21 protein-coding genes are annotated in these 23,518 nt (G+C 70.3%); 2 read left to right on the forward strand and 19 right to left on the reverse strand.

Annotation, left to right across the window (positions count from 1 at the left end):
* Positions 1-70 precede the first annotated feature (70 nt).
* The 14 genes from K8638_RS23800 to mraZ are packed head-to-tail and all read right to left on the reverse strand — an operon-like array spanning position 71 to position 15,564.
* On the reverse strand, positions 71-1,027 hold the full coding sequence (locus K8638_RS23800; protein WP_223756893.1) for a D-alanine--D-alanine ligase: 957 nt from the start codon (positions 1,025-1,027) through the stop codon (positions 71-73).
* Positions 1,024-1,959, reverse strand: a complete 936-nt coding sequence (gene murB / locus K8638_RS23805; protein ID WP_223756894.1) for a UDP-N-acetylmuramate dehydrogenase — start codon at positions 1,957-1,959, stop codon at positions 1,024-1,026. The genes K8638_RS23800 and murB overlap by 4 nt, the downstream gene beginning before the upstream one ends.
* A 7-nt stretch (positions 1,960-1,966) precedes the next feature.
* Positions 1,967-3,385: a UDP-N-acetylmuramate--L-alanine ligase gene (murC, locus tag K8638_RS23810; RefSeq protein ID WP_223756895.1), complete on the reverse strand. Its 1,419-nt coding sequence runs from the start codon at positions 3,383-3,385 to the stop codon at positions 1,967-1,969.
* Positions 3,382-4,527 carry an undecaprenyldiphospho-muramoylpentapeptide beta-N-acetylglucosaminyltransferase gene (gene murG / locus K8638_RS23815; RefSeq protein WP_223756896.1) on the reverse strand — a complete coding sequence of 382 codons (1,146 nt, stop codon included), beginning with the start codon at positions 4,525-4,527 and terminating at the stop codon, positions 3,382-3,384. Before murG ends, murC begins: the two co-directional genes overlap by 4 nt.
* Positions 4,524-5,699, reverse strand: coding sequence for a putative lipid II flippase FtsW (gene ftsW, locus K8638_RS23820; protein ID WP_223756897.1), 1,176 nt, complete (start codon positions 5,697-5,699; stop codon positions 4,524-4,526). Before ftsW ends, murG begins: the two co-directional genes overlap by 4 nt.
* 5 nt (positions 5,700-5,704) lie before the next feature.
* On the reverse strand, positions 5,705-7,105 hold the full coding sequence (murD, locus tag K8638_RS23825; RefSeq protein ID WP_223756898.1) for a UDP-N-acetylmuramoyl-L-alanine--D-glutamate ligase: 1,401 nt from the start codon (positions 7,103-7,105) through the stop codon (positions 5,705-5,707).
* Between the two features lie 20 nt (positions 7,106-7,125).
* Positions 7,126-8,304: a phospho-N-acetylmuramoyl-pentapeptide-transferase gene (mraY, locus tag K8638_RS23830; RefSeq protein ID WP_223756899.1), complete on the reverse strand. Its 1,179-nt coding sequence runs from the start codon at positions 8,302-8,304 to the stop codon at positions 7,126-7,128.
* The gene (murF, locus tag K8638_RS23835; protein ID WP_223756900.1) at positions 8,304-9,704 is read right to left on the reverse strand and encodes a UDP-N-acetylmuramoyl-tripeptide--D-alanyl-D-alanine ligase; all 1,401 of its coding nucleotides are present in this window, start codon (positions 9,702-9,704) and stop codon (positions 8,304-8,306) included. Before murF ends, mraY begins: the two co-directional genes overlap by 1 nt.
* Positions 9,705-9,751: 47 nt before the next feature.
* Positions 9,752-11,272 (reverse strand): UDP-N-acetylmuramoyl-L-alanyl-D-glutamate--2,6-diaminopimelate ligase, encoded by a 1,521-nt coding sequence (locus tag K8638_RS23840; protein WP_223756901.1) that lies wholly within the window; start codon positions 11,270-11,272, stop codon positions 9,752-9,754.
* Between the two features lie 51 nt (positions 11,273-11,323).
* Positions 11,324-13,342: a penicillin-binding protein gene (locus K8638_RS23845; protein ID WP_223756902.1), complete on the reverse strand. Its 2,019-nt coding sequence runs from the start codon at positions 13,340-13,342 to the stop codon at positions 11,324-11,326.
* Positions 13,339-13,761: a cell division protein FtsL gene (ftsL, locus tag K8638_RS23850; RefSeq protein WP_223756903.1), complete on the reverse strand. Its 423-nt coding sequence runs from the start codon at positions 13,759-13,761 to the stop codon at positions 13,339-13,341. The genes K8638_RS23845 and ftsL overlap by 4 nt, the downstream gene beginning before the upstream one ends.
* Positions 13,758-14,672 (reverse strand): 16S rRNA (cytosine(1402)-N(4))-methyltransferase RsmH, encoded by a 915-nt coding sequence (gene rsmH, locus K8638_RS23855; protein WP_223756904.1) that lies wholly within the window; start codon positions 14,670-14,672, stop codon positions 13,758-13,760. Before rsmH ends, ftsL begins: the two co-directional genes overlap by 4 nt.
* Before the next feature lie 6 nt (positions 14,673-14,678).
* A complete protein-coding gene (locus K8638_RS23860; protein ID WP_223756905.1) occupies positions 14,679-15,065 on the reverse strand; it encodes an STAS domain-containing protein in 387 nt (128 codons plus the stop codon).
* Positions 15,066-15,114: 49 nt separating this feature from the next.
* Positions 15,115-15,564, reverse strand: a complete 450-nt coding sequence (gene mraZ / locus K8638_RS23865; protein WP_223756906.1) for a division/cell wall cluster transcriptional repressor MraZ — start codon at positions 15,562-15,564, stop codon at positions 15,115-15,117.
* A 310-nt stretch (positions 15,565-15,874) separates the two neighbouring features.
* Between mraZ and K8638_RS23870 the strand changes: the two genes are divergently transcribed.
* Positions 15,875-16,570 carry a PilZ domain-containing protein gene (locus K8638_RS23870; RefSeq protein WP_223756907.1) on the forward strand — a complete coding sequence of 232 codons (696 nt, stop codon included), beginning with the start codon at positions 15,875-15,877 and terminating at the stop codon, positions 16,568-16,570.
* 15 nt (positions 16,571-16,585) lie between these two features.
* On the opposite strand, the gene K8638_RS23875 is transcribed toward K8638_RS23870, so the two are convergent.
* The 3 genes from K8638_RS23875 to K8638_RS23885 all read right to left on the reverse strand — a co-directional run bounded on the left by K8638_RS23875 (position 16,586) and on the right by K8638_RS23885 (position 20,105).
* Entirely contained in the window at positions 16,586-18,391 is a 1,806-nt protein-coding gene (locus tag K8638_RS23875) for an acyl-CoA dehydrogenase family protein (protein WP_223756908.1), read from the reverse strand.
* A gap of 144 nt (positions 18,392-18,535) precedes the next feature.
* Complete coding sequence (locus K8638_RS23880) at positions 18,536-19,429, reverse strand: type VI immunity family protein (protein WP_223756909.1); 894 nt, start codon at positions 19,427-19,429, stop codon at positions 18,536-18,538.
* Positions 19,430-19,439: 10 nt separating this feature from the next.
* Entirely contained in the window at positions 19,440-20,105 is a 666-nt protein-coding gene (locus K8638_RS23885; RefSeq protein WP_223756910.1) for a hypothetical protein, read from the reverse strand.
* Between the two features lie 224 nt (positions 20,106-20,329).
* On the opposite strand from K8638_RS23885, the gene K8638_RS23890 reads away from it, so the two are divergent.
* Positions 20,330-21,700: a hypothetical protein gene (locus K8638_RS23890; RefSeq protein ID WP_223756911.1), complete on the forward strand. Its 1,371-nt coding sequence runs from the start codon at positions 20,330-20,332 to the stop codon at positions 21,698-21,700.
* Between the two features lie 9 nt (positions 21,701-21,709).
* Here the strand turns inward: K8638_RS23890 and K8638_RS23895 are convergent, their stop codons facing one another.
* Both K8638_RS23895 and K8638_RS23900 read right to left on the reverse strand, forming a co-directional pair.
* Positions 21,710-22,552: a hypothetical protein gene (locus K8638_RS23895; RefSeq protein WP_223756912.1), complete on the reverse strand. Its 843-nt coding sequence runs from the start codon at positions 22,550-22,552 to the stop codon at positions 21,710-21,712.
* On the reverse strand, positions 22,549-23,484 hold the full coding sequence (locus K8638_RS23900; RefSeq protein WP_223756913.1) for an App1 family protein: 936 nt from the start codon (positions 23,482-23,484) through the stop codon (positions 22,549-22,551). The genes K8638_RS23895 and K8638_RS23900 overlap by 4 nt, the downstream gene beginning before the upstream one ends.
* Positions 23,485-23,518: the final 34 nt, after the last annotated feature.

Here is a 23,518-nt window from a genome sequence, read left to right on the forward strand (position 1 = left end):
GGGTGGGCCTGGAACTTCGGGGGTTTTCGACGGAGCCGGACGCGAAGTTGCGTCCGGCATGCAACTTCACTCAGGCCTTGAGGCTCGCGCCTTGCAACAGGCGCTCACACAGGGTCGGGAAGTCGATGCCGCGCCCGGCGGCAATCTTGGGCAGGAGGCTGGTGGCCGTCATGCCCGGCAGGGTGTTGATCTCCAGCAGGAACACCTCGCCTCCCTCGGTGACGATGACGTCCGACCGGGAGCCCCCGCTGCAGCCCAGGGCCTTGTGCGCGGCCAGACACACCTCGTTCACCCGCGCATACTGATCCGGCGGCAGGGGGGCGGGGAAGAGGTACTGCGTGCCGGAGCCCGACTTGTACTTGGCCTCGTAGTCGTAGAACTCGCGGGCGGCGCGCACCTCGATGACGCCGAGGGCCTCGTTGTCCAGCACCCCACCCTGCACCTCGCGTCCCTTGACGAACTGCTCCACCAGCAGGAAGCCGGCGTACTTCTCGGCGTCCTTGACGGCGGCCTCGTAGTCCTCGCGCGTCTTGCAGATGTGCACGCCCACGCTGCTGCCCTCGCGGCTGGGCTTCACCACCACCGGGAAGGGGAAGGGCAGCGAGCCCGCCTCCGCCAGCGCGGACGCCGCGTCCCGGAAGGCCCGGTACGCCGGGGTGGGGATGCCGTGCGCGACGAAGACCTGCTTGGCGTACACCTTGTCCATGCCCAGCGCGGACGCGAGCACGCCACTGCCGGTGTAGGGGATGAACATGGACTCCAGCAGGCCCTGGAGGCACCCGTCCTCGCCGTAGCGGCCGTGCACGGCCAGCCACGCCACCTCCACCTTCTCCGCCGTGAGGCGCGCGGGCAGATCGCGGCCCACGTCGATGTCCACCACGTCGTAGCCCTTGGAGCGCAGCGCCTCGGCCACCGCGGCGCCGGTGCGCAGGGACACCTCGCGCTCGGTGGAGAGGCCGCCGTACAGCACGCCCACGCGCTTCTTCTTGAGCTCGTCCGGGGTGAAGGCGCTGCGAATCGTGGTCATGGCAGGAACTCTCCGACGCGCTTGACTTCGGGTTTCATGTCGACGCCGGTCTCCTCGCGCACCCGCCGCTGCATGAGGGTGACGAGTCCCAGCACGTCTCGGGCGGACGCTCCGCCCAGGTTGACAATCCAGTTGGCGTGCAGCGTGGACACCTGTGCACGCCCCAGCGTATGGCCCTTCAGGCCCACGGCTTCAATCAGCCGCCCGGCATGGTCGCCCGGCGGGTTGGTGAAGACACTGCCGAAGTTGGGCTGGCTCAACGGCTGGGTGCGCTTGCGGTACCCCAGGTCCGCGTCCATGGCCGCCTTGGAGGCCACCACGTCCCCCTTGCGCAGGAGGAAGCGCACCCGCGTCACGACGCCGCCCGGTGGCAGCTCGGAATGCCGGTAGGCGTGCGGCACCTGCGCCTTCGTCAGCCACCCCACCCCGTCCGCGGTGGCCACCTCCACCGCCTCGATGACGCGGAAGGCCTCGCCATTCTTGGTGCCGGCGTTCATCGCCACCGCGCCGCCCAGCGTGCCGGGGATGCCCGCGAGGAACTCCGCGCCCACCAGCGCGTGGTTGCGCATGAGGTTCACGAGCCGGACGATGGCCGAGCCCGCGCCCAGCGTGAGGCGGCCCTCCTCCGGGCCCACGTCGGCGACCTCTGGAAAGAGGTCTCCGGGCAGCTTCACGGTGAGGCCCGGCACGCCGCCGTCGCCCACCAGGGTGTTGGCGCCGCCGCCGAGGAGGGTGACGGGCACGCCCTCCTCGCGAGCCAGCTTCAGCAGGGCCACCAGCGCATCCGGCGAGCGCGGGCGCACCAGGGCCTCCGCGGCGCCGCCCACCCGGACGCTGGTGAGCGGGGCCAGGGGCTCGCCCGCCTTCACCTCGCACCCGGTCAGCCGCTCCACGCGGTCCGCCAGCGCCGTCCTCACGCCCGCTTCCACCATGGTGCGCTCAGCCCTTCGACAGCGTGGAGGTGCCCAGCAGGGTGAGCAGCTCCGGCCCCACCTGGGTGATGTCGCCCGCGCCCAGCGTGAGCACCAGGTCTCCCTCGCGCAACCGGGGAAGCAGCGCCGCCGGCAGGTCCGTCCGCTTCTCCACGAAGGTGACGTCGCGGTGGCCGTGGGCCCGGATGGCGTCCGCCAGCGCGTCGCCCGTGGCGCCCGGAATCTTCTCCTCGCCCGCCGCGTAGACGCTGGTGACGAAGAGCACGTCCGCGTCGTTGAACGCGGTGGAGAACTCCTTCATCAGGTCATGGGTGCGCGTGTAGCGGTGCGGCTGGAAGGCCACCACCACGCGCCGGCCGAAGGCGCGCCGCGCGCCGGCCAGCGTGGCCATGACCTCCGTGGGGTGGTGCCCGTAGTCGTCCACCACGGTGACGCCCTTCGCCTCGCCGCGCACGGTGAAGCGCCGCTGCACGCCGCCGAACTCGGCCAGCGCGCCGCGCACCGTCTCCAGCGGAATGTCCATCTCCTCCGCCACGGCGATGACGGCCAGCGCGTTGAAGGCGTTGTGCGCGCCCACCATGCGCACGCGGAACTCGCCCAGCGGCTCTTCCCGGCGGAAGGCGTTGAAGGTGGTGGTGAAGCCGTCGAGCTGGATGTTCTCCAGCCGGTAGTCCGCCATGTGCGAGCTGCCGTAGGTGACGAAGCGCTTCTCGATGCGCGGCAGCAGCGCCTGGACGTTGGGGTTGTCCAGGCAGAGGACGTTGAGGCCGTAGAAGGGCACCCGGTTGCAGAACTCCACGAAGGCGGACTGGAGCGCGTCCAGCGTGCCGTAGTGGTCCATGTGCTCCGGGTCGATGTTGGTGACGATGGAGATGGACGGGTGCAGCTTGAGGAAGCTGCCGTCGCTCTCGTCCGCCTCCACCACCATCAGCTCGCTCTTGCCCAGCTTGGCGTTGGAGTCGAGCACGTTCACCTTGCCGCCCACCACCGCCGTGGGGTCCAGCCCCGCGGCGCTGAGCACGGTGGCCACCATGGACGTCGTCGTCGTCTTGCCGTGGCTGCCCGCCACCGCGACGGCGTACTTCAGGCGCATCAGCTCCGCGAGCATCTCCGCGCGGGGGATGACGGGAATCTTCCGCTGGCGCGCGGTGACGACCTCCGGGTTGTCCTTGCGCACCGCGGAGGAGATGACCACCACGTCCGCCTGGACGAGGTTCTGCGCCTTGTGGCCCTCGAAGATGGAGGCGCCCATGCGCGCCAGGCGCCGGGTGATGTCGCTCTCCTTCAAGTCACTGCCGGACACCCGGTAGCCCAGGTTGAGGAGCACCTCGGCGATGCCGCTCATGCCGATGCCGCCGATGCCCACGAAGTGGACGTGCGCGGCGTGGCGCGTCTTGAAGAGGCTTACGGGCTTGTTCTTCGTCACGAGTGGCTCCTCGGCGCCTTCTTCGGCTCGCTGGGGGCGCGCTCGCGCCCGTTCGGGCCCCATGTCTGCACCATCAGGTCCACACACACGTCGGCCAGCTCCTTCGCGGCCTCGGGGCGGCCCAGCAGGCCCGCCTTCTTCTCCATGCTCTTGAGCTTCGCGGGCTCGCTCTTGAGCTGGCGGATGGTCTCCGCCAGCTTCTGCCCGGTCAGCTCCGCCTCGCGGAACATCAGCGCCGCGCCCGCGTCGACGAGGGCGCGCGCGTTGACCTCCTGGTGGTTGTCCGTGGCGTGCGGGAAGGGAATGAGGATGCTGGCCTTCTTGCACACCGTCAGCTCCGCCAGCGTGGTGGCTCCCGCGCGGCACACCACCAGGTCCGCCCGGGCGTAGGCGCTCGACATGTCGTCGATGAACTCCACCACGTCCGCCTGGAAGCCCTTCTCCGCGTAGCCCCTGCGCACCAGCTCCAGGTCGTTCTTCCCCGTCTGGTGGACGAAGTGCAGCCCTTCCTTCAAGTCACCGAGGTGGTCCAACGCTTCAATCATCCGCTGGTTGATGCCACGCGCGCCCAGGCTGCCGCCGAAGACGAGCAGCGAGAAGCGCTCGTGCGCCACGTGGCTGCGCAGATAGTTGTCCATCAGCTTGCGGCGGATGGGGTTGCCAATCATCTGCACCTTCTTCTCGGGGAAGAAGCGGCGCGCCTCGTCGAAGGCGATGAAGACCACGCGGACGACGCGGCCCAGAATCTTGTTGGTGATGCCCGGCAGCGCGTTCTGCTCCTGGATGGCGGTGGGGATGCCCATCAGCCACGCGACCAGCACCACCGGCCCGCTGGCGTAGCCGCCCACGCCCACCACCACGTCCGGCTTCTGCCGGGCGAGGATGCGGAAGGACTCGATGAAGGCCAGCGGCAGCGCGAAAAGCGCCTTGAGGAAGGCCACGAGGCTCTTGCCCTTGAGGCCCTGCACCTTCACCAGCTCCAGCGGGTAGCCCTCCTTCGGGACCACGCGCGCCTCGAGACCGCGCTCGGTGCCCACGAAGACCACCTCGTTGCCGTGGTGGCGCGTCGTCACCTCCTCCGCCAGGGCGATGCCCGGGAAGAGGTGGCCACCGGTGCCGCCGCCCGCGATGAGGACCTTCACGCCGTCACCTCCCGCATGTCCGTGCCCGCCCGCGCGGCGCGAGTGGCCGGTTGGGCATTCGCGCTCAGCGACAGCAGCACCCCGGCCGCCCCCATCAGCACCACCAGCGACGTGCCGCCGTAGGACACGAACGGCAGCGTCAGCCCCTTGGTGGGCAGCAGCCCCATGGCCACGCACATATTCACGGTGGCCTGGAAGGCGATGATGGAGGTGATGCCCAGCCCCAGGTAGGTGCCGAACGTCTCGCCCGCCGCCAGGCTGGCCCTCACCCCGCGCCACAGCACCACGCCATACAGCAACACCAGCAGTCCCACGCCCACCAGTCCCGTCTCCTCGGCGAGAATGGAGAAGATGAAGTCGGTGTGGGCCTCCGGCAGGAAGAAGAGCTTCTGCCGCCCGTCCCCCAGCCCGAGCCCGGACACGCCGCCCGAGCCGATGGACATCAGCGACTCGGCCACCTGGTAGCCCACGTCGTGCCGGTGCGCCCACGGGTCCAGGAAGGCCAGGATGCGCTTCATGCGGTAGGGGCTCGAGGCGATGGCCACGTACGCCAGCGGCAGCGCCAGCAGCACCGAGCCCACCAGGTAGCTCAGCTTCGCCCCTGCCGCGAAGAGCAGCACGAAGAGCATGAACACCAGCAGCACGCTGCTGCCGAAGTCCGGCTGCAGCATGCACAGCCCGACGAGCAGTCCGCACAGCGCGAGGTGCGGCAGGAAGCCCACGGAGAAGGTGGCCACCTTCTCCCGCTTCTTCGCCAGCGAGTAGGACAGGTAGACGACCCAGGCGAACTTCGCCACCTCCGCCGGCTGCAGGCTGAAGCCCGGCAGGCGAATCCACCGCCGCGCGCCACCCGCCGTGCTGCCGATACCCGGAATGGCCACCAGCACCAGCAGGACGATGGCCGCCAGCAGCAGCGGGTACGCCCAGCGCGCCAGCTTGCGCCAGCCCACCTTCATGGCCACGGCCATGGCGACGAGCCCCATGCCGGCCGCGGTGAGCTGCCGCTTGAGGAAGTACAGGCTGTCACCCAGCTTGTCCTGCGCCAGCACCGCGCTGGCCGAATACACCATCACCAGGCCGAGCGTGACGAGCCCCAGCACGGCGCACAGGAGCAGCGGGTCGAACCGCACGGCGGCGGGCGCGGACGCGGACGCGGGAGGAGAGGTCTTCATGGCCGTCAGAGCGCCCCGACGAGGCGCTTGAACGTGTCGCCCCGGTCCTCGAAGTTCTTGAACTGGTCATACGACGCGCACGCGGGAGACAGCAGCACCGTGTCCCCCGCCTTCGCCAGGTCGCGCGCCTTCGCCACCGCCGCCGCCAGCGTGCCGCACGCATGCACCGGCGCCTGTCCCGCGTACGCCCGGGCGAGCGTGTCCGCGTCCTGGCCGATGGTGAGCACGCCCTTCACCTTGCCCCGCCCCTCCTCCACCATGGGCGCGTACGGCGCGCCCTTGCCCTTGCCGCCGGCAATCAGCCACAGGTCGCCCTTGAAGGCCCGCAGCGCCACCAGCACGGAGTCCACGTTGGTGGCCTTGGAGTCGTTCACCCACTCCACGCCCTCCAGCACGCGCACGCTCTCCAGCCGGTGCGGCAGGCCGGGGTAGCTGTCCAGCCCCGCCTGCACCGCGTCGGCGGCCACACCGCCCAGCCGCGCCAGCAGCACCGCGGCCATGGCGTTCTGCGCGTTGTGCGCCCCGCGCAGCGCGCGGTTGTTCAGCCGGTAGCGCTCGCCCAGGAAGTCCAGCCGGAAGCCGCCCTCCTCCACCACCGCCAGGCCCGCCAGCTTCGGCGTGTCCACCACCGTCCGCCCGCTGACGCTGAAGCCGTACACGGGCACCTTCGCCTCGCGCGCCAGCCCCATCACGTCCGCGTCCTCCGCGTTCACCACCGCGAAGTCCGGGCCCTGCTGGTGCTGGCCCGGCTGGGCCTGCTGGCCCAGCTGGTTCTGGAAGATGCGCGCCTTGGCCGCGCCGTACTCCGCGTGGCTCGCGTAGCGGTCCAGGTGGTCCGGCGTGAGGTTGAGGATGACGGCGCCCCGGGGCCGCAGGGTGCGGATGCCCTCGAGCTGGAAGCTGGACAGCTCCACCACCAGCGCGTCCCAGTCGCCCGGGGACATGGCGGCCTCGGAGAAGGGCCGGCCCAGGTTGCCGCCCACGAAGGTGCGCCGGCCGCCGCGGGAGAACAGCTCGCCGGTGAGCGCCGTGGTGGTGCTCTTCCCGTTGGTGCCGGTGATGCCGAACAGCGGCACGGAGGAGAGGAAGCGCCAGGCCAGCTCCACCTCGCCCCACACCGCCACGCCCGCCGCGCGCGCGGCTTCAATCTCCGGCAGCGCCAGCGGCACGCCGGGGCTCACCACCACCAGGTCCTGGGACGCGAGCAGCCCGGGAGGCGTGGGGCCGGTGACGAGCGTCGCGCCCAGCGCCTTCACCTCGCGGCCCACCTCGCCCAGCGCGTCCTCCGCGCGAGCATCCAGCGCCGTCACCTCCGCGCCGTGGTGGCGAAGCAGGCGCAGTGCCGCCACGCCGCTCTTCGCGAGCCCGAACACCAACACCTTCTGACCGGACAACCCCAACGACATGGCCGGGCCCCCTTACGGCTTCAGCGGAGCTTGAGCGACAGGAGCGCCACGCCACCACAGAGGATGGAGACGATCCAGAAACGGACGATGATCTTCGGCTCGGCCAGGCCCTTCAGCTCGAAGTGGTGGTGCACGGGCGCCATCTTGAAGACGCGCTTGCCCGTCATCTTGAAAGACGCCACCTGAATCATCACGCTCAGTGCTTCCGCGAAGAAGATGCCGTGAATGATGGCGGACACCACCTCGTTCTTGGACAGCACCGCCAGCCCGCCCAGCGCGCCACCCAGCGCCAGGGAGCCGATGTCGCCCATGAAGACGGAGGCCGGGTAGGTGTTGAACCAGAGGAAGGAGATGCCCGCGCCGACAATGGCCGCGCAGAAGACGGCCAGCTCCGCGCCGCCGGGCACCTGGAGGATGCCGAGGTACTGGTAGAGCGGCGTGGCCACCAGCTTCTGCACGCCGCCCACCGTCTCGTAGTCCGCGATGCTCAGCGTGGTGCCCGCCACGTAGCAGAGCACCGCGAAGGTGATGGCGGAGACGATGGTGGGGACGATGGCGAGGCCGTCCAGGCCGTCCGTGAGGTTGACGGCGTTGGACGTGCCCACGATGACAATCCAGGCGAAGACGACGTAGAACCAGCCCAGGTCCGGGTTGAACCAGCGCGTGGGGATGAAGGGCAGCGTCAGCTTCGTGTTGATGAGCAGCGTGGGCCCGAAGGAGCCGTCCGGCTGCGTCCACGTGGTGAGCAGGCCGAACACCGCCACCAGGAAGAAGAAGGTCTGCAGGGCCATCTTCTTGCGCCCGGCCAGGCCCTTGGAGTTGCGCTTGGACAGCTTCAGCCAGTCATCCAGGAAGCCGATGAAGCCGTAGCCGAAGGTGAGCAGCAGCATCACCCACACGCCGCGGCTCTTCAGGTCCGCGAACAGCAGGGTGCCGGCGGCGATGCAGATGAGGATGAGCGAGCCGCCCATGGTGGGCGTGCCCTTCTTCTTCTGGTGCGTGTCCGGCGTGTCCTCGCGCACGTTGCTCTGCCCGTGCTGCTTCAGCCGCAGGCGGGCGATGAGCCGGGGGCCGATGAGCATGCCGAGCAGCAGCGCGAAGACGCCCGCGGCGATGATGCGGAAGGTGGGGTAGCGCAGGAAGTTGAGGACGCGCCCCGCTTCCGAGTTCTGGATGAGCTCGTAGAGGAGGTACAGCACTAGTGGTTTCCTCCAGGTGCGGCCGTGCCCGTCAGGGCGGCCACCACCCGCTCCAGCCGCATGCCGCGGCTGGCCTTCACCAGCACCACGTCACCCGGGCGCAGCCGCGGCGACAACCACGCCACCAGCGGCTCCACCTCGGTGAAATGGGCGGCGGAATCTCCCATCGAAGCGGCCTCCCACCCCTTGACGGAGCGGGGACCGAAGAAGGCCGCCAGCTTCGCGTGGCCGGGGACACGCGCGCCCAGGCGCTCGTGCTCCTCCAGCTCGCCGGGGCCCAGCTCCAGCATGTCTCCCAGCACCACCACGGGCCGGCCGCCCGCGGGCACCAGCGTGCCCAGCGTGGCCAGCGCCGCGTCCATGGAGGCGGGGTTGGCGTTGTAGCAGTCGTCCACCACCGTCACGCCGCCCTTGCCGTCCACCACGTTGAGGCGCCGCGCGTACGGCCGCGCATTCTCCAGGCCGCGCACGCACTCTTCGGGCGAGTAGCCCAGCGCCAGCGCCAGCGCGAAGGCCGCCGTGGCGTTCTGCGCGTTGTGCGGGCCGATGAAGTGCAGCCGCACCGGCCAGTCGCGGCCCGCGTGGCGCACCGTGGCCACCATGCCCTCGCGGCCCCGCGTCTCCACGGCCACGAGCCGCACGTCCGCGCCTTCCGCCCGGCCGAAGGTCAGCCGCCTCGCCCGGCTGCGCGCGGCCTGCCCGGGGATGAGCGGGTCATCCACGTTCACCACCACGGTGGTGCCGGGGCCCATCTCCCGGAACATCTCCCCTTCCGCTTCCGCCACGCCCTCGATGCTGCCCAGGCCCTCCAGGTGCTCGGGCTGCACCACGGTGATGACGCCGGCGGCCGGCCGCACCACGCGGGTGAGCCGCTCAATCTCACCGGGGCGGTTCATCCCCACCTCGATGACGGCCGCCACGTGCTGGGGCTCCAACCGGAACAGCGTCAGCGGGACGCCCACCTCGTTGTTGAGGTTGCCCTCCGTCTTCAGCGCGGGCCCGCGCGTGGCGAGGATGGCGCCCACCATCTCCTTGGTGGTCGTCTTCCCGTTGGAGCCACCCACGGCGCACACCGGAATCGCGAAGCGCTGGCGGTGGTGACGGCCCAGGCCGCCCAGCGCCATCAGCGTGTCCTCCACCTCGTAGAGGGGGAAGCCGTCCGGCAGCGCGGGAAGCGTGCGTCCACGCGCCACCACCGCGCCGGCCGCCCCACCCTTCGCCGCCGCGTCCACGAAGGCGTGGGCGTCGAAGCGCTCGCCGACGAGCGCCACGAAGAGGCACCCCTGCGTGAGGGCCCGCGTGTCGGTGCAGACCGCCGTGAAGGTGGCCGGGGCCGGGCCACCGCGCCGGGTGGCCCCGGTCGCCTGCACCACCTCATCGTCGTTGAATCGGGCTGTCATCGGGGTGGGGGGGCGAGCGCGGCCCTGCGGGGCCGCGCCCGGGTATTTCAGGGGGTGCGATTCGCCAGCGCCTTGGCGGCCACCTGGCGGTCGTCGAAGGTGAGCTTCTCCTGGCCCACCTGCTGGTACGTCTCGTGGCCCTTGCCGGCGATGAGGACGACGTCGTCGCCGCTCGCCAGGCTGATGGCCAGCTCGATGGCGGCGCGGCGGTCCGCGTCCACCAGGTAGCCCTTCTCACCGGACTTGGCCTTGCCCGAGGAGATGCGGCGCAGGCCGCCCTTCTCCAGGCCCGGCGTCACCTCGGAGATGATGTCGTCCGGGTCCTCGGTGCGGGGGTTGTCGCTGGTGACGATGGCCAGGTCCGCGGCCTCCGCCGCCACCGCGCCCATCAGCGGGCGCTTGCCCTTGTCGCGGTCACCACCGCAGCCGAAGACGGTGATGACGCGGCCCTTGGCCAGCGCCCGCGCGGCCTCCAGCGCGCGCTTGAGCGCGTCGTCGGTGTGCGCGTAGTCCACCAGCACCGCGGGCGCCCCGCCGGGGCCGTAGTTCTCCACCCGCTCCATGCGGCCGGCCACCGGCGTCATGCGCTCGATGCCCTCCTGCACGTCGCGCCGGGCGAAGCCCGCGCCCAGGCCGATGCCCGCCGCCAGGAGGATGTTCTCCAGGTTGTGGGGCCCCAGGAGCTTGCTCTTCAGGGGGATGTCACCCGCGGGCGTCTTCAGCGTGCCCTTGATGCCGTTGAGCGTGAAGCTCACGTCGGCGGCGGAGATTTCACCGTTGCCCAGGCGGCTGAACTTCCACGCCATGCGCTTCTGGCCGCGCAGCTCGTTGTAGATGCGGCTGGCGTAGGTGTCGTCGCCGTTGACCACGGCCACGCCGGTGGCGGACAGGTTCTCGGCGAAGAGCTTCCGCTTCGCCTGGAAGTAGTCCTCCATGTCCTTGTGGTAGTCCAGGTGGTCGCGGCTCAGGTTGGTGAAGCCCGCGGCCTTGAAGGTGAGCCCATGCACGCGCTCCTGCGCGAGCGCGTGGCTGGACACCTCCATCACCACCGTCTCCACGCCCGCGTCCACCATCTCCCGGAAGATGCGGTGCAGCTCCAGCGGGTCCGGGGTGGTGTTGGCGGTCTCCACCGTCTTGCCGGCGTACTTGTAGCCCAGCGTGCCGATGACTCCGGTGGAGGCATAGGCCGCCGTGCTCATCGCCTCCAGCAGGTAGGTCGTCGTCGTCTTCCCGTTCGTCCCGGTGACGCCCAGCAGCGTGAGCTGGTCGGCCGGACGGCCATGGAAGTTGGCGGCGATGAGCGCCAGCGCCTTGCGCGCGTTGCCCACCTTGAAGAAGGGCACCTGCGAGGACGGCACCGCCTTCTCGGAGACCACGGCCACGGCGCCGCGGGATACGGCCTCGCCGATGAACTGGGCCCCATCCTCCTTCGTGCCAGGAATGGCGACGAAGAGGTCCCCCGCCTTCACGCGCCGCGAGTCCTGCGTCACACCCGTGACGTCAACCGCGGAACGGCCGCCCGAGATCTGCTCGGCACCACATCCTGCGAGGACATCCGTCAGCTTCATCTCTTCCCCTTCACACGTCTTGCAAGCGCGGGGCCTGGAGCGAGCGCGGCCTCATTGCCGCGTCGCGAGCTCCAGCGTCACCCGGGCCCCCTTCTCCACCAGTGAGCCGGCGGCGGGGGTTTGAGACACCACACGTCCACTGCCCATTACTTGTGGCTCGAGGGCCGCGGCGAGCAGCTTCACCACGGCCTCCCGTCCGACCTGCCCCTGGACGTCCGGCACCCGGACGGTGCCGGGCTCCGGAGTCTCCGTTACCGCTTCCGCCAGCGCCGGACGGGCGGGCACGGTGGCCTTCGCCACCGGCTTCGCCGCGCCGGGCGCGGGGGACACGGCGGCCACGGCCACCTCGGGTGCCACCGTCCGGGACGGGGGCACGGCCAGGTGGGCCATGGCGGCGGTCGCAATCTCCTTGAAAGCAGGGGCAGCCACGAGCCCCCCGTATACGTCCGTCTTGGGTTCGTCCACTACGACGAGAATCACGGCGCGCGGTGACTCGGCTGGCACCATGCCAGCGAAGGAGGCGATTCGCTTGTCCGAGTACCCTCGCGCCACCGGGTCCGCCTTCTGGGCCGTGCCCGTCTTGCCCGCCACCCGGTAGTCCTCCATGGCGGCCCTGGGCGCGGTTCCCTCCTTGGTCACCACGCTTTCGAGCATGCCCACCACCTGCCGGGCCACCTTCGCGGACACCGCCCGGCGAATCTCCGTGGGACGGTTTTCCAGCAGGACTACCCCGTCCGGGTCCACCACCTTCGATACAAGGTAGGGCCGCATCAGCACGCCATCGTTCGCCAGCGCACCATAGGCGGACGCAATCTGCACCGCCGTGGCCGTCAGGCCCTGGCCGAAGGACTGGGTGGCCAGCGCCACCTCCGCCTTCGGGAAGGGGATGACGCCGCGCCCCTCGCCCGGCAGCGCCAGGCCGGTGCGCTCGGCGAAGCCGAAGGCGTGGTAGCCCGCCACCAGCTTCTCGCGCCCCATCTGCTGGGCAATCTTGGCCATGCAGATGTTGGAGGACACCTGGAGGATGCCGCGCGGGGCCAGCCAGCCGTACGAGTGGGTGTCGTTGATGGTGTGGCGGCCCACCGGCCAGGCGCCGTTCTCACAGAAGAAGACGCTGTCGGTGGTAATCGCCTTCTGCTCCAGGGCGGCGGCCACCACGAAGGGCTTCATCGTGGAGCCCGGCTCGAAGGTGTCCAGCGCGGCGCGGTTGCGCATGCCGGTGCGCGTGCTGGACTCGGGGGTGTTCGGGTTGAAGCGCGGGTGGTTGGCCACCGCCAGCAGCTCGCCCGTCCTCGGGTCCAGCACCACCGCCATGCCGGCCACGGCCTTCGCGTCCTCCACCGCCTTGGCCAGCGCCTTCTCCGTCACGTACTGGAGGTGGCGGTCGATGGTGAGCGTCACCGTGGCGCCCTGGCGCTCCAGCGGGTCCAGCGTGCCCTGCACCAGCAGCTTGCGGCCCTTGGCGTCGCGGAAGCCGGACATGCGCGAGTTCTGCCCGGACAGCTCGTCCTGGAAGGCCAGCTCCAGCCCCTCCAGGCCGCGCCCGTCCAGGCCCACCGTGCCCACCACGTGTGCCCCCAGCTCGCGCTGCGGGTAGAAGCGCTTGGGCTCCTTGGTGAAGCCGAAGCCCGGCAGGCCCAGCGCCTTCACCGCCGCCACCTCCTGCGGCTTCGCCTGGCGCTTCACCCACGCGAAGCGCTTCGCCCGGCCCAGGCGCGCGGCCAGCTCGTCCGCGTCCAGCTTCAGCGCCTTGGCCAGCGCGCGCGACGCCGCGCGGACGTCCGGCAGCATGGAGGGGTCCACCCAGATGGAGTCCACCTCCACGCTCTGGGCCAGCGGCGTGCCGCGGCGGTCGAAGATGTCGCCTCGGCGGGCGGGGATTTCAATCTGGCGGACGTACTGGTCCTGCGCCAGGCCGCGCAGCTTCTCCTGCTCGAAGACCTGGAGCTGCACCGCACGGCCGAAGGCGACGCCCAGCAGCGTCAGGAAGAGGCCGGACAGCAGCTGCACGCGCAGCTTCAGCCACTTCGCGTTGGGCTCCGGAGCCCGCGTCGCCTTGAAGTCCCTCACCGCACCGACCCCGCCACGTCACGCCCCGCCACGCGCATGCCGGGCCGGTCGGCTTCCGCCCGGGCGCTGGCGCGGGCCGGCTTCTCCGCGGCCAGCGACACCACGGCGCCGCCCCGGGGCATGGCCATGCCGAGCTGCTCGCGCGCCACGCGCTCCAGCCGCGCCGGGGCCTTGAGGGTGGCCAGCTCCAGCTTCAGCCGGTCATTCTCCCGCGTGAGGGTGCGGCTCTCGGCCTCCTCGCGGGACAGGCGGTAGCCCATGTCCACCACCAGCACGCGGCTGGTGACGTGGAGGATGCCCACCGCCGCGAAGAGGGCGAAGAAGAGCACCGCGGGCAACAGGTGCAGCAGCACGCCCGTCACCGAGACGGAGCCACGCGTGGAAGCAACCCTGGAAACCCTGGACGTCGACTTGCTCATCGGACCTTCTCCACCACGCGCAGGTGCGCGCTGCGAGAGCGGGGGTTGGCCTCCACCTCTTCCTCCGAGGCGGCCACGGCCTTCTTCGTCACCAGGGCGAAGTCGCCCGAGTAGCCACAGGCGCACACCGGCAGCCCCGGCGGGCAGGTGCAGCGGCCCACCAGGTCGCGGAACGCCTCCTTCACCTTCCGGTCCTCCAGCGAGTGGAAGGCGATGACGGCGGCGCGGCCGCCCACCTTGAGGAGCTGGGGAATGGCGGCGAGCAGCGCGTCCAGCGACTCCAGCTCGCGGTTGACGGCCATGCGCAGCGCCTGGAAGGTGCGGGTGGCCACGTGGATGCGCGTGGGCCACGCCTTGCGCGGCACCGCCCGCTTCACGACTTCCGCGGCCTCCAGCGTACGGACAGGCAGCGCCTTCTTCAGCTCCCGGGCAATGGGGCGCGCGAAGGGCTCCTCGCCGTACTCCTTGAGGATGTGGGCCAGCTCGCGCTCATCCATGGAGGCGATGAGCTCCGCGGCCGTGGGGCCCTCCGCGCCCATGCGCATGTCCAGCGGGCCCTCCTTGGCGAAGGAGAAGCCGCGCTCGGCCACGTCGAGCTGCGGAGAGGAGACGCCCAGGTCCACCAGCACGCCGTCCACCGGGAGCACGTCCGAGGCCACGCGGGGCAGGTCCGCGAAGTTGCCCTGGCGGGCCTGGAAGCGCGGGTTGTTGCCCAGGCGCGCGGTGGCCGCGGCGAGCGCCACCGGGTCGCGGTCCACGCCCACCACGGTGGCACCCCTGGCCAGGAGCGCCTCCGTGTGGCCACCGCCGCCCAGTGTGCCGTCGATGATCACCTTCCCCACTCCCGGTTGCAGCAAGTCCACTGCTTCCCGCAGGAGGACGGTCTGGTGCTGGAAGTCCAAGGCCCCCACAGGCCGTCAGACGAAGGGAGCCCGCGCGAGCGCGAAGGCCGCCCGGGCGTCGTTCATGTGGGGGTAGATTTCGAACGCGTCGTGCGCGCCGGCCGCGCGGAAGATGGCGGCCAGGTACGGCGACAGGCCGGACAGCTTCAAGTCCCCGCCGGTGCGGCGGAAGGCCTCCGCCCGGGCCATGAGCGGCTTGACGCCCCGGTAGTTCAGGTGCCCCACGTCGGCGAAGTCCAGGACGAACTGGCGCATGCCCCGCTGCATCTTGCGGGTGAGCTCGTCGCAGAGCTGGAGCAGGTCCTGCTCGCTCAGCTCGCCCTCGAGCATGAGCGTCTCCACGCGCTCGGTTCCCACCGCCGCGCCCACCGCCCGTCGCCGCACCTCCAGAACCTGGTTCATACGCTTGCCACCCTCCCGGGACTTCCGAGTCCTGTCGACTTTCCGGCCGCTACTGGCGCAGCTCCGCGAGCACCTTCATCACATCCGCCGAGCTCGCCTCCTGGCGGGCCTCCTCCTGCGCCTTCGCCCAGCCCTCTCGGCTCCACAGCTCGATGACCTTCACCATTCCCGCCCACACCACGTCCTTCTCCAGCCCGGCGTAGGAGCGCAGCGAGGGGGGGATGAGCAGGCGCCCCAGCTTGTCCAGCGGGCACTCCTGCGCGCTGGCCACATACAGGCGCATCAGCGTCTTCACCCCCGGCTCCATCGGGTTGCGCTTCGCCAGCGAGGCCTCCAGCGCCTCCCACTCCCGCACCGGGTACGCGTGGAGGCACCGGTCGAGCGCTGTCGTGAGGATGAGCCTCTCGTCGTAGGCGCCCACCAGCGTTTCCCGGAGCTTCGCCGGGAGGCTCGTCCGCCCCTTCGCGTCGATCTGGTGCTCATAGACGCCTCGGAACACGCGGGACGATCCACCTTTTCAACCCGCTACGGGATTGACCTCCACTCCTTCCCACTCCTTGCCACTCCGGGCGGCATACATACGCGTCCCCCCAGGGGGGGTCAAGAAACCGCAACAGGTTGGAACAACAGTTCGTTGGTGCCCGACACCCGGCCCGGGGCGTCACGCCGCTGGCGCATGACTCCCTGGAACCCCGCCACACCTGGAAGGTCCGGTGTTTGCCGCAATGCAGCGCCCTACCTGGGGAGATGGGGTGAACTTGAGTTCCGCCCGGGGACAGGCGCAGAGTGTCGGTTGCGTGAACACAAACGTGCGACTGAAGGTGGCCTACAAGACCCCGCAGTCATTGGTGGGGGAGTACACGCGCAGCGTCGGGCAGGGGGGCGTCACGCTGGAGACGCGCCGCAGCCTGCCGCTGGGTACTCGCTTCACCTTCGAGCTGCACGCGGGGGGCGTCCCCAGGCCCGTGGAGGTGCTGGGCGAGGTGGTCCAGGTGGAGCCGCGCGAGGCGCAGCGGTTCCTGCTCACCGTGCGCTATGGCGTGGGGGAGGACCGCAGCGCGCTGGACGCGGTGCTCCAGCGCATCTACTCCGCGCAGGAGCACGAGGGACTGCGCCGCTTCCCGCGGCTGCCCCTGCACCTGCGCGCGGTGGAGGCGGCGCCCTTCTCCCCCTCATTCCTGGTGCGGGACATCTCCCGGGGCGGCGTGGGCCTGGAGGTGCAGGCCCCGGCGCTGCCGCGCAAGGTGCACGTGGGCACCCCCTTCCTCCTGGAGATGGACCTCCAGGGGGGGCCGCTGATGCTGCACGGCGAGGTGGTGTGGACCTCCTCGGTGCCCCGGAAGCACTCGGAGACGGTGACGCCGGGCTTCGGCGCCACCTTCGGGCGGCTGAGGCCGCAGATGCAGAAGCGCCTGGAGGCGCTGCTGGCCCTGGCGTCGCTGCCCCCCGCGCCCTGGAAGGCGCGGGTGAGCTTCGGGATGGACGCGGTGACGCGGATGCCGTGAGGCCCGGGGCTCCCGTTACTCCCGGGCGAGCGGATAGCCGCCGGCCGCCTCGAGGGCGGTAACCACTGTCTCGCGCAGCACCGCGGGGTTGTACGGGGTGAAGACGTCCAGCGTGGCCAGGCGCTTCAGCTCCTTGTCGAGCGCGTCACCCTGGAGGGTGGCGCACAGCGCGCGGCGCGTCCTGTCGTAGGCGCGGGGGACGGCGTCCAGCGCGTAGAGCTGGGTCAGCGCCACGCGCACGGGGTCCAGCGTCCCCTGGCTCGCGGCCTGGCGGGTGCGCGTCACCATGGAGTCCAGGGCGAAGGCATCCATCACCACGTCGGACAGCGCGGCGAGCACCTCCTGGTGCTTCTCCAGGTCCGTGCCGAACGTCTCCGCGGCGATGCGCAGGCCGTGCAGCGCGAGGCGCTTGGCGGACTCGGCGGCCACCTCCTGCGGGGACAGCGCATCCTCGCCGCGCGCGCGGGGCCGCTCGCCGCGGGACAGCTCCTCGGCCACGTTGCCGGCCACGGCGAACAGCGGCAGGTCGCCCTTCACCGCGCGCTTGAGGAGCATGCCGACGATGAGCATGCGGTTGATTTCGTTGGTGCCCTCGAAGATGCGGTTGATGCGCGCGTCGCGGTACGAGCGCTCCACCGGGTACTCCTCGATGTAGCCGGCGCCGCCGTGGAGCTGCACGGCGTCGTCGACGAGGGCGCCGAGCGACTCCGAGCCGTGCACCTTCATGATGGACGACTCGATGGCGTACTCCTCGACGGCGGCGAGCAGGTTCGCCTCGTAGTCCGGGGCCGACTTGTCGCGCCCGGCCAGGCGCGCGTCGACGAGGCCCGCGGTGCGGTACGTCATGCTCTCCACCGCGTGGATGAGCGCCGTCATGCGGGCCAGCTTCTCTCGAGACAGGGGGAACTGGACGATGGGGGTGCCGAACTGCTTGCGCTCCTGCGTGAAGCGCAGCGCGTTCTGGAGCTGGAGCTTCATGCCCCCCAGCACGCCGGCGCCCAGCTTGAGGCGGCCGTAGTTGAGGATGTTGAAGGCAATCTTGTGGCCCTTGCCGACCTCGCCGAGCAGGTTCTCCGCCGGGACGCGCGCGTCCTCGAAGTAGAGGGGGCACGTGGACGAGCCGCGGATGCCCATCTTGTGCTCCTCCGGGCCCACGGTGAGGCCCGGGGTGTCCTTCTCCACGATGAAGCCGGTGAACTTGTCGCCGTCCACCTTGGCGAAGACGATGAACACGTCCGCGAAGGCGGCGTTGGTGATGTAGAGCTTGGAGCCGTTGAGAATCCAGTGCTTGCCGTCCGCCGAGCGCACCGCCTTCGTCTTCGCGCCCAGCGCGTCACTGCCGCTGCCCTGCTCCGTGAGGGCATAGGCGGCCACCCACTCACCGGTGGCGAGCTTCGGGAGGTACTTCGCCTTCTGGGCCGCGTTGCCGAACCAGACGATGGGCAGCGTGCCGATGCCGGTATGGGCGCCGAACGTCACGGACCAGGAGCCGTTGAGGCTCATGGCCTCGGCGAGCAGCAGGGACGTCGTCTTGTCGAGGCCGGTGCCGCCGTAGGCCTCGGGGATGTCCACGCTGAGCAGGCCGAGCTCGCCGGCCTGACGGAGCAGGTCGCGCAGGAGCGCGTTGTCCTTGGCCTCGATTCGCTCGGCGTTGGGGAGCACCTGCTCGCGGGAGAACTGGAGCGCCGTCTTGAAGAAGAGGCGCTGGTCCTCGGCGAATGTCTCGGGGGTGACGATGCGGGTGGCGCCAACCTCCTGGAAGAGGAACGCGCCGCCGGCGGGAATCTCGTTCGACTGGGCGGGCTCGGGTACGGCGGCCATCAACGACCTCCAGGTTCGCGGAAGGGAGCGTCCCTCCGGCGGGCGGGCAGGCGCCCGGACGGGGCAATCTAGGGTTCGGGGCGTCAGGGGGGTAGTAGCAATCGGGACATCGGCCTTCAAAGGAGAAGGCCCGGCGCGGGATGGTCAGTCCAGGAAGCGGCGCTCCCAGCGGCGAATGTCCTCCGGGCTCATGCGGCCGAGCGGCCTGCTGTTCCGGTACAGGTGGGGTTCGAGGACCCGGGCAAGCGCACGGTGCAGGGGGAGCGTCTCGCCTGCTTCCACGTCCCCCGGGTTGGGCTCGTCGCCCAGGGTGATGAGCACGCGCTCACCGCTGAGCTCCTGGATGGAGGTTCCGGAGAGGTTGAGACGCTCGCGGAGAGCGGCAACGCCCCCGAGCTGACCGAGCACGGGCTGGCCGAGGAAGTTCATCCAGTGGACGCCATCGACGTGGGTGTCCATGTCGTAGCACGGGCCTTCCCGGGTCATGTGTATGCCCGGATAGCGGGTGCTCACGAGGGCAGCAGCCTCTCCCTCCATTCCGGACCCGGACAGGACAAGGTCCGCATAGCCGGAGTTGAACGGGAGCTCCTCGGCCACGGCGACGGCCAACTCACGAACCCGAGTTGGCCCTTGCTCTTCCAGATATTCCGTGGGCAATCGCAAATACAATCCGCTTGTGTCATGCCGCCTCTCGGGCCAGGGCATGGGAATCGTGGGCAGTCCTCTGTATTCCACGTAGAGCCCACCGGGGCCCTCAGGCGTCGCCGACAGCCGCAGGCCGACGCCATCGTCACCCTCCAGCATCTCCTTCCGGACTGTGTCCCACCGCTTGTCATCGAGGAGATAGGTGTAACCATCGTGAGCGATGTACCAGTCGATCGCCAGAGGACGTATGCGCTCGCGAAACACATCCAGCGCGCGCATGACAGCAGGCGCGATTCGCTGATGGGCTTGCTTCATATAGAAGCAGATGACCAACGCCTCGCTTGCGACTTGCGCATCCCACTGATTGAAGTACCGCAGTCTCGGGTATCGCATGTGGCCCCTCCTACCTCCTTGGCACAACCCCCTCCCTCGGGGAGACGAGTAGAGGTTCTACCCTGAGCGCTTGAAGGTACAGGTCATCCTGCGAGGTGGGCGCCCAGCGCCCCTTGGAGTAGAAGTCCCAGCGCGCAGTATTGCTCTCCGGGCAGGGAAACTTCATGTCGTACACGAGGATGATGACTCCCTTCTCGTCCATGATGAGGATGTCCGGCTCGATGGAGCCTTCCAGGGCCTTCCACTTCAGCCGTGACACGAGCTGGTCCACCGTCTCCTTATCCAGGTACTCCCACTGCTCCGTCCGCTCGCTGAACCGGAAGCGGGGCTCCAGGAGGTAGCGCCCCGGCACCAGCTTCCCCAGGGCAGCATGGAGGCATGGCTTGACCAGGTAGTGCTTGTGGCTCCCCAGGAACCTGGCCCACGTCTGCCCCGGCCTCATGAGTTGCCCGCATTGCTCCGCCGTCGGGCTCTCCCCCTTGAAATAGTGGTCGTTCGCCTCCTGCTCCGCCCCGCGCACGCACCGCCAGATGGCCTTCTCGACCGTCGCGCGCAGGTCCGCGGCCAGCTCCACACCCCGCTGCTCGGCGGAGTTGAACCTGGGCTGCAGCGCGACGGCCACCGCCGTACCGGCAGCCGCGACTCGCGCCACGTTCCGCGTCACCCCCTTCGACACACCCGATTCCCCAGGGCTGGGCGTCCCCGTGCACTTCTCCCACTGCCTTGGGTTCTTCTTGAGGCAGCACGCCACCGTGAGGTCCCGGGGGCCCACTGGAGGTCCGCCTCGTCCAGCGCGGACTCCGCCAGACACCCGCCCTGGAGCAGGACCAGGAGAAACAGCAACCGAGCAGCCACCTGTCTCGCGCCTGGGTTCACCGCGTTGAGGGTAGCATCGCGCCAGTGAGCAACGACCCCATCCGCAACGAACCGGTGACACCGGAGGCTGAGTCCTCATCAGGCTCGCGGCGGCACCGCACCCGGCGCCAGCTCCTGCTCTGGACCCTGGGGCTCACGCCCATCCTGGCCGGTGGTGGCCTCACCGCCTTCCGGTGGAAGCGCAAGGCGGAGGAGGAGGCCCGGGCCGCGCCACTCACCCAGGCCGCCGCCTATTACCTGTTCGCGGACCATCCCGAGGCGGGGGTCCACATCGAGAAGGCGCTGCGCGCGTCGAGCACCTACGCGCCGGCCCTGCTGCTGCGCGCCTGTGCCGAGCTGGAAGCCGGTAACGAAGCCGCGGCGCGGAGCACCCTCGCGCAGGCCTCCCTGCGAGACACTCCGGAGGCAACGTTGCTGCTCGAGCTTGCCACGCGGCGCCCGCACTCGCCGGACTGGCGGCATGCCTTCTTCGATACCTGGAAGACGCTCGGACATCCAGACTTCGCGAAGAGCGCCCTGCTCCCCGAACCTCTGGAACAGGGCATCCTGCTCGCCCAGCCGGAAGCCAGCTACGAGCAGGCCGACGAGGCCCAGCGCCTCGCCCTGAAGGTGCTCGCGCTGGACCGCTGCTACGGGAAGTGCTTCTTCGAAATCGAGGAGCAGCTCATGAAGACCTCCTCGCTGCCCCTGCTCGTGAGCAGCTTCGAGCAGTACAACGATGCCTCGGACACGAACCGCCGGGAGCTCATGCTGCCTCCCGTGCTCGACCGGCTCCGGGAGCTCGCCGGCCCCTCGCCGCGGAGCCTCCAGCTCGCGCTGCTGGTCTTCTTTCAAGAGCTGGAGGAGCGGCCCTCCTCGGCCCTCTTCAACCGGGGCGACCTGGCCGCGCTCGAGAAGCTCCTCTCGATTCCGGAGTGGAAGCCGGTCTCCAACGAGCAGCACTTCCAGCAGATGCGCGCCCACTTCGACGGCCTGCTCCACGCCCCCGGCCACCATGCGTGGCGGATGGTCCTCCTGGCGCAGGGGCTGTCCCTGGGCTTGACGCTCCTGCTGCGCGCGCAGGCCAGCAAGGACCAGCTGACCGATGACGAGCAGCGGTGGATGGGACGGCTGCTCTGGGAGTTCGGCGTGCGCATCCGCAAGGAGCGCTCCCACCCGGAGCTGGACCTGGGCATCCGGCTCCAGATGGCCGGCTCCGAGCTGTCGAGGTACGTCCCGGACAAGGAGGAGTCCGTCGACCGCTGGGTGGAGCTGGGCTTCTGGGAAAGGGCCGTGGCCCGCGCGGGCTGCTATCGCTGGCCCCTGCCATCGCTCCAGGAGGAGTTCTACACGGCCAGGGCTCGCGGCGAGGACACGTGGATGCAGTCCTTCGCGGGCGTGGGCGCGCTGCCCTGACCGCGCACCTCAGCCTCCGTCCCTGGCCCCCCGGGGCGTCGGGAAGACGAGGCACAGCTCGTCGAACCACGGCTCTCCCGGCGCCGAGTACACACCACTGAGCGCCCGCGCCGCCTGCGCCACCTCCGTACCGAAGGACGGCACGAGGCACAGGTCCTCGGACGTCTTGAAGCGCCCCTTGAGCAGCCCCAATCCCCGCCGCAGCGTGGCGATGTCCTGCCGTCCTCCGCGCACCGGAACCGAAGGGCCATTCGGGTCGGGACCGGGCAGCTTGCCCACGCTGGTGGTCAGCTCGAAGCCGTCCGAGCGCTGGATGATGCGCAGCTTGCCGGGCGCCACCTCCTCGAGCCACGCGCGGAAGCCCGCCTCGTCCCGCAGCACCAGCGGGTACGCCACCGGCGCGTCCGGGTGCTTCAGCCACACCGCCTTCGCCGAGTCCCGCAGCACCACCAGCAGCTCGGATGCCTGCACCAGGAACGTGTCCGCGTCCGGCACCAGCAGGACTTCGCGCCCCTTCACCCGTTCCGCCAGGCGCACCGCTTCCGCCGGACGCGCGGCCTCGAAGGACTCCTGTCCCAGCCGCACCCGCTCACCCGACAACTCCAGGCGCAGCGCATTCTCCGGAAGCGCCTCGCCGTACACCGGCGCCACCTCCAGCGGGAGCGGCTCATCCACGTCCTCGGCCCCCGCATCCGAGGGCGCACCGCCACCGGCTGCAAGCGACGGCAGCGGCTCGGGCTTCAGGGACTGGAGCGGCTCGGCGGGCTTCTCCTCGCGGCAGCCCGCCCCCAGCGACACCAGCAGCACGGCGGCGAGCACGCGCGCCGTCCATGTCCGCGGCTCCCTCCTCATGGCGCCGTCTGCTTCACGGTGGCGGCGGGCACCACCGCGGGCGCGCTCTTCGGGAACGCGGCGGCCACGCAGGCGGTGTCGGCCAGTCCCTCGGCCGCGGCATGCGCGGCCGCGTCGCCCGGGTCCTTGAAGAGCACCATGCCCTGGAAGCGGGCCGGGTCCTCGGTGCGCCCCGCGTCGCGGATGTAGATGGCCTTCACCCGCCCGGGGAACTCGTCGCGAATCTGCGCGTACACCTCCGGGTCCTTCTCCCCCGAGTCCCCCACCAGCACCACCGGCTGGGGGAACTGCTGGAGCAGGCGGCGGATGGCGGGCTGCTTGTAGCCGGCCAGCGTCCCCGGACCGATGTCCCGCAGGTACAGCCCGAAGCCCGCCGGGAAGCCATGGCGCTCCAGGAACGTGCGGATGCGCGGCAGGTACTGGACGGGCGACCCGCTCACCAGCGCGAACGCCGGCGACGTGGGCTTGCGCAGGCACCCGTAGAACGCAGCCATGCCCGGCACCACCGCCTGCGTGTCCCCGTCCTTCAGCAGCGCCGACTCCACCAGCTTCACCGGGCTCGTCACGTTCGTCACCGCCACCGTGTCGTCGAAGTCCGAGACGACCAGCAACGGAGCGGAATCCGGGATGACCTCCACCGGCGCCCTCGCCCGGACGCCCTCCACCTTCGCCTCCGCCTCGGACGCCCCCGCCGGGAAGCGCTGGCCCTCGGGCGGGCGCAGGTTCACCTCGAAGTTGCCGTCATGGCCGCTCTTCACGGAGACGGACACGCCCTGGAAGGACACCTCCACCCGGGCCCCCTCCCAGTTACTCGCCGTCAGCCTCCGGACATTCCGGGTCAGCGCCGTGCTGCCCCCGGAAGGAGCCTCCTTGAGCACACGTCCCTGAAGAAGTACGCCGTCCGGCCTTCCCAGCGCGGGCGCCAGCAGCACCGCAGGCTCCGCGAGTGCGGCGGATGTGGTGAGG

It is taken from the genome of Myxococcus sp. RHSTA-1-4, assembly GCF_020037125.1.
In the GTDB taxonomy this organism is placed as follows: Bacteria; Myxococcota; Myxococcia; order Myxococcales; family Myxococcaceae; genus Myxococcus.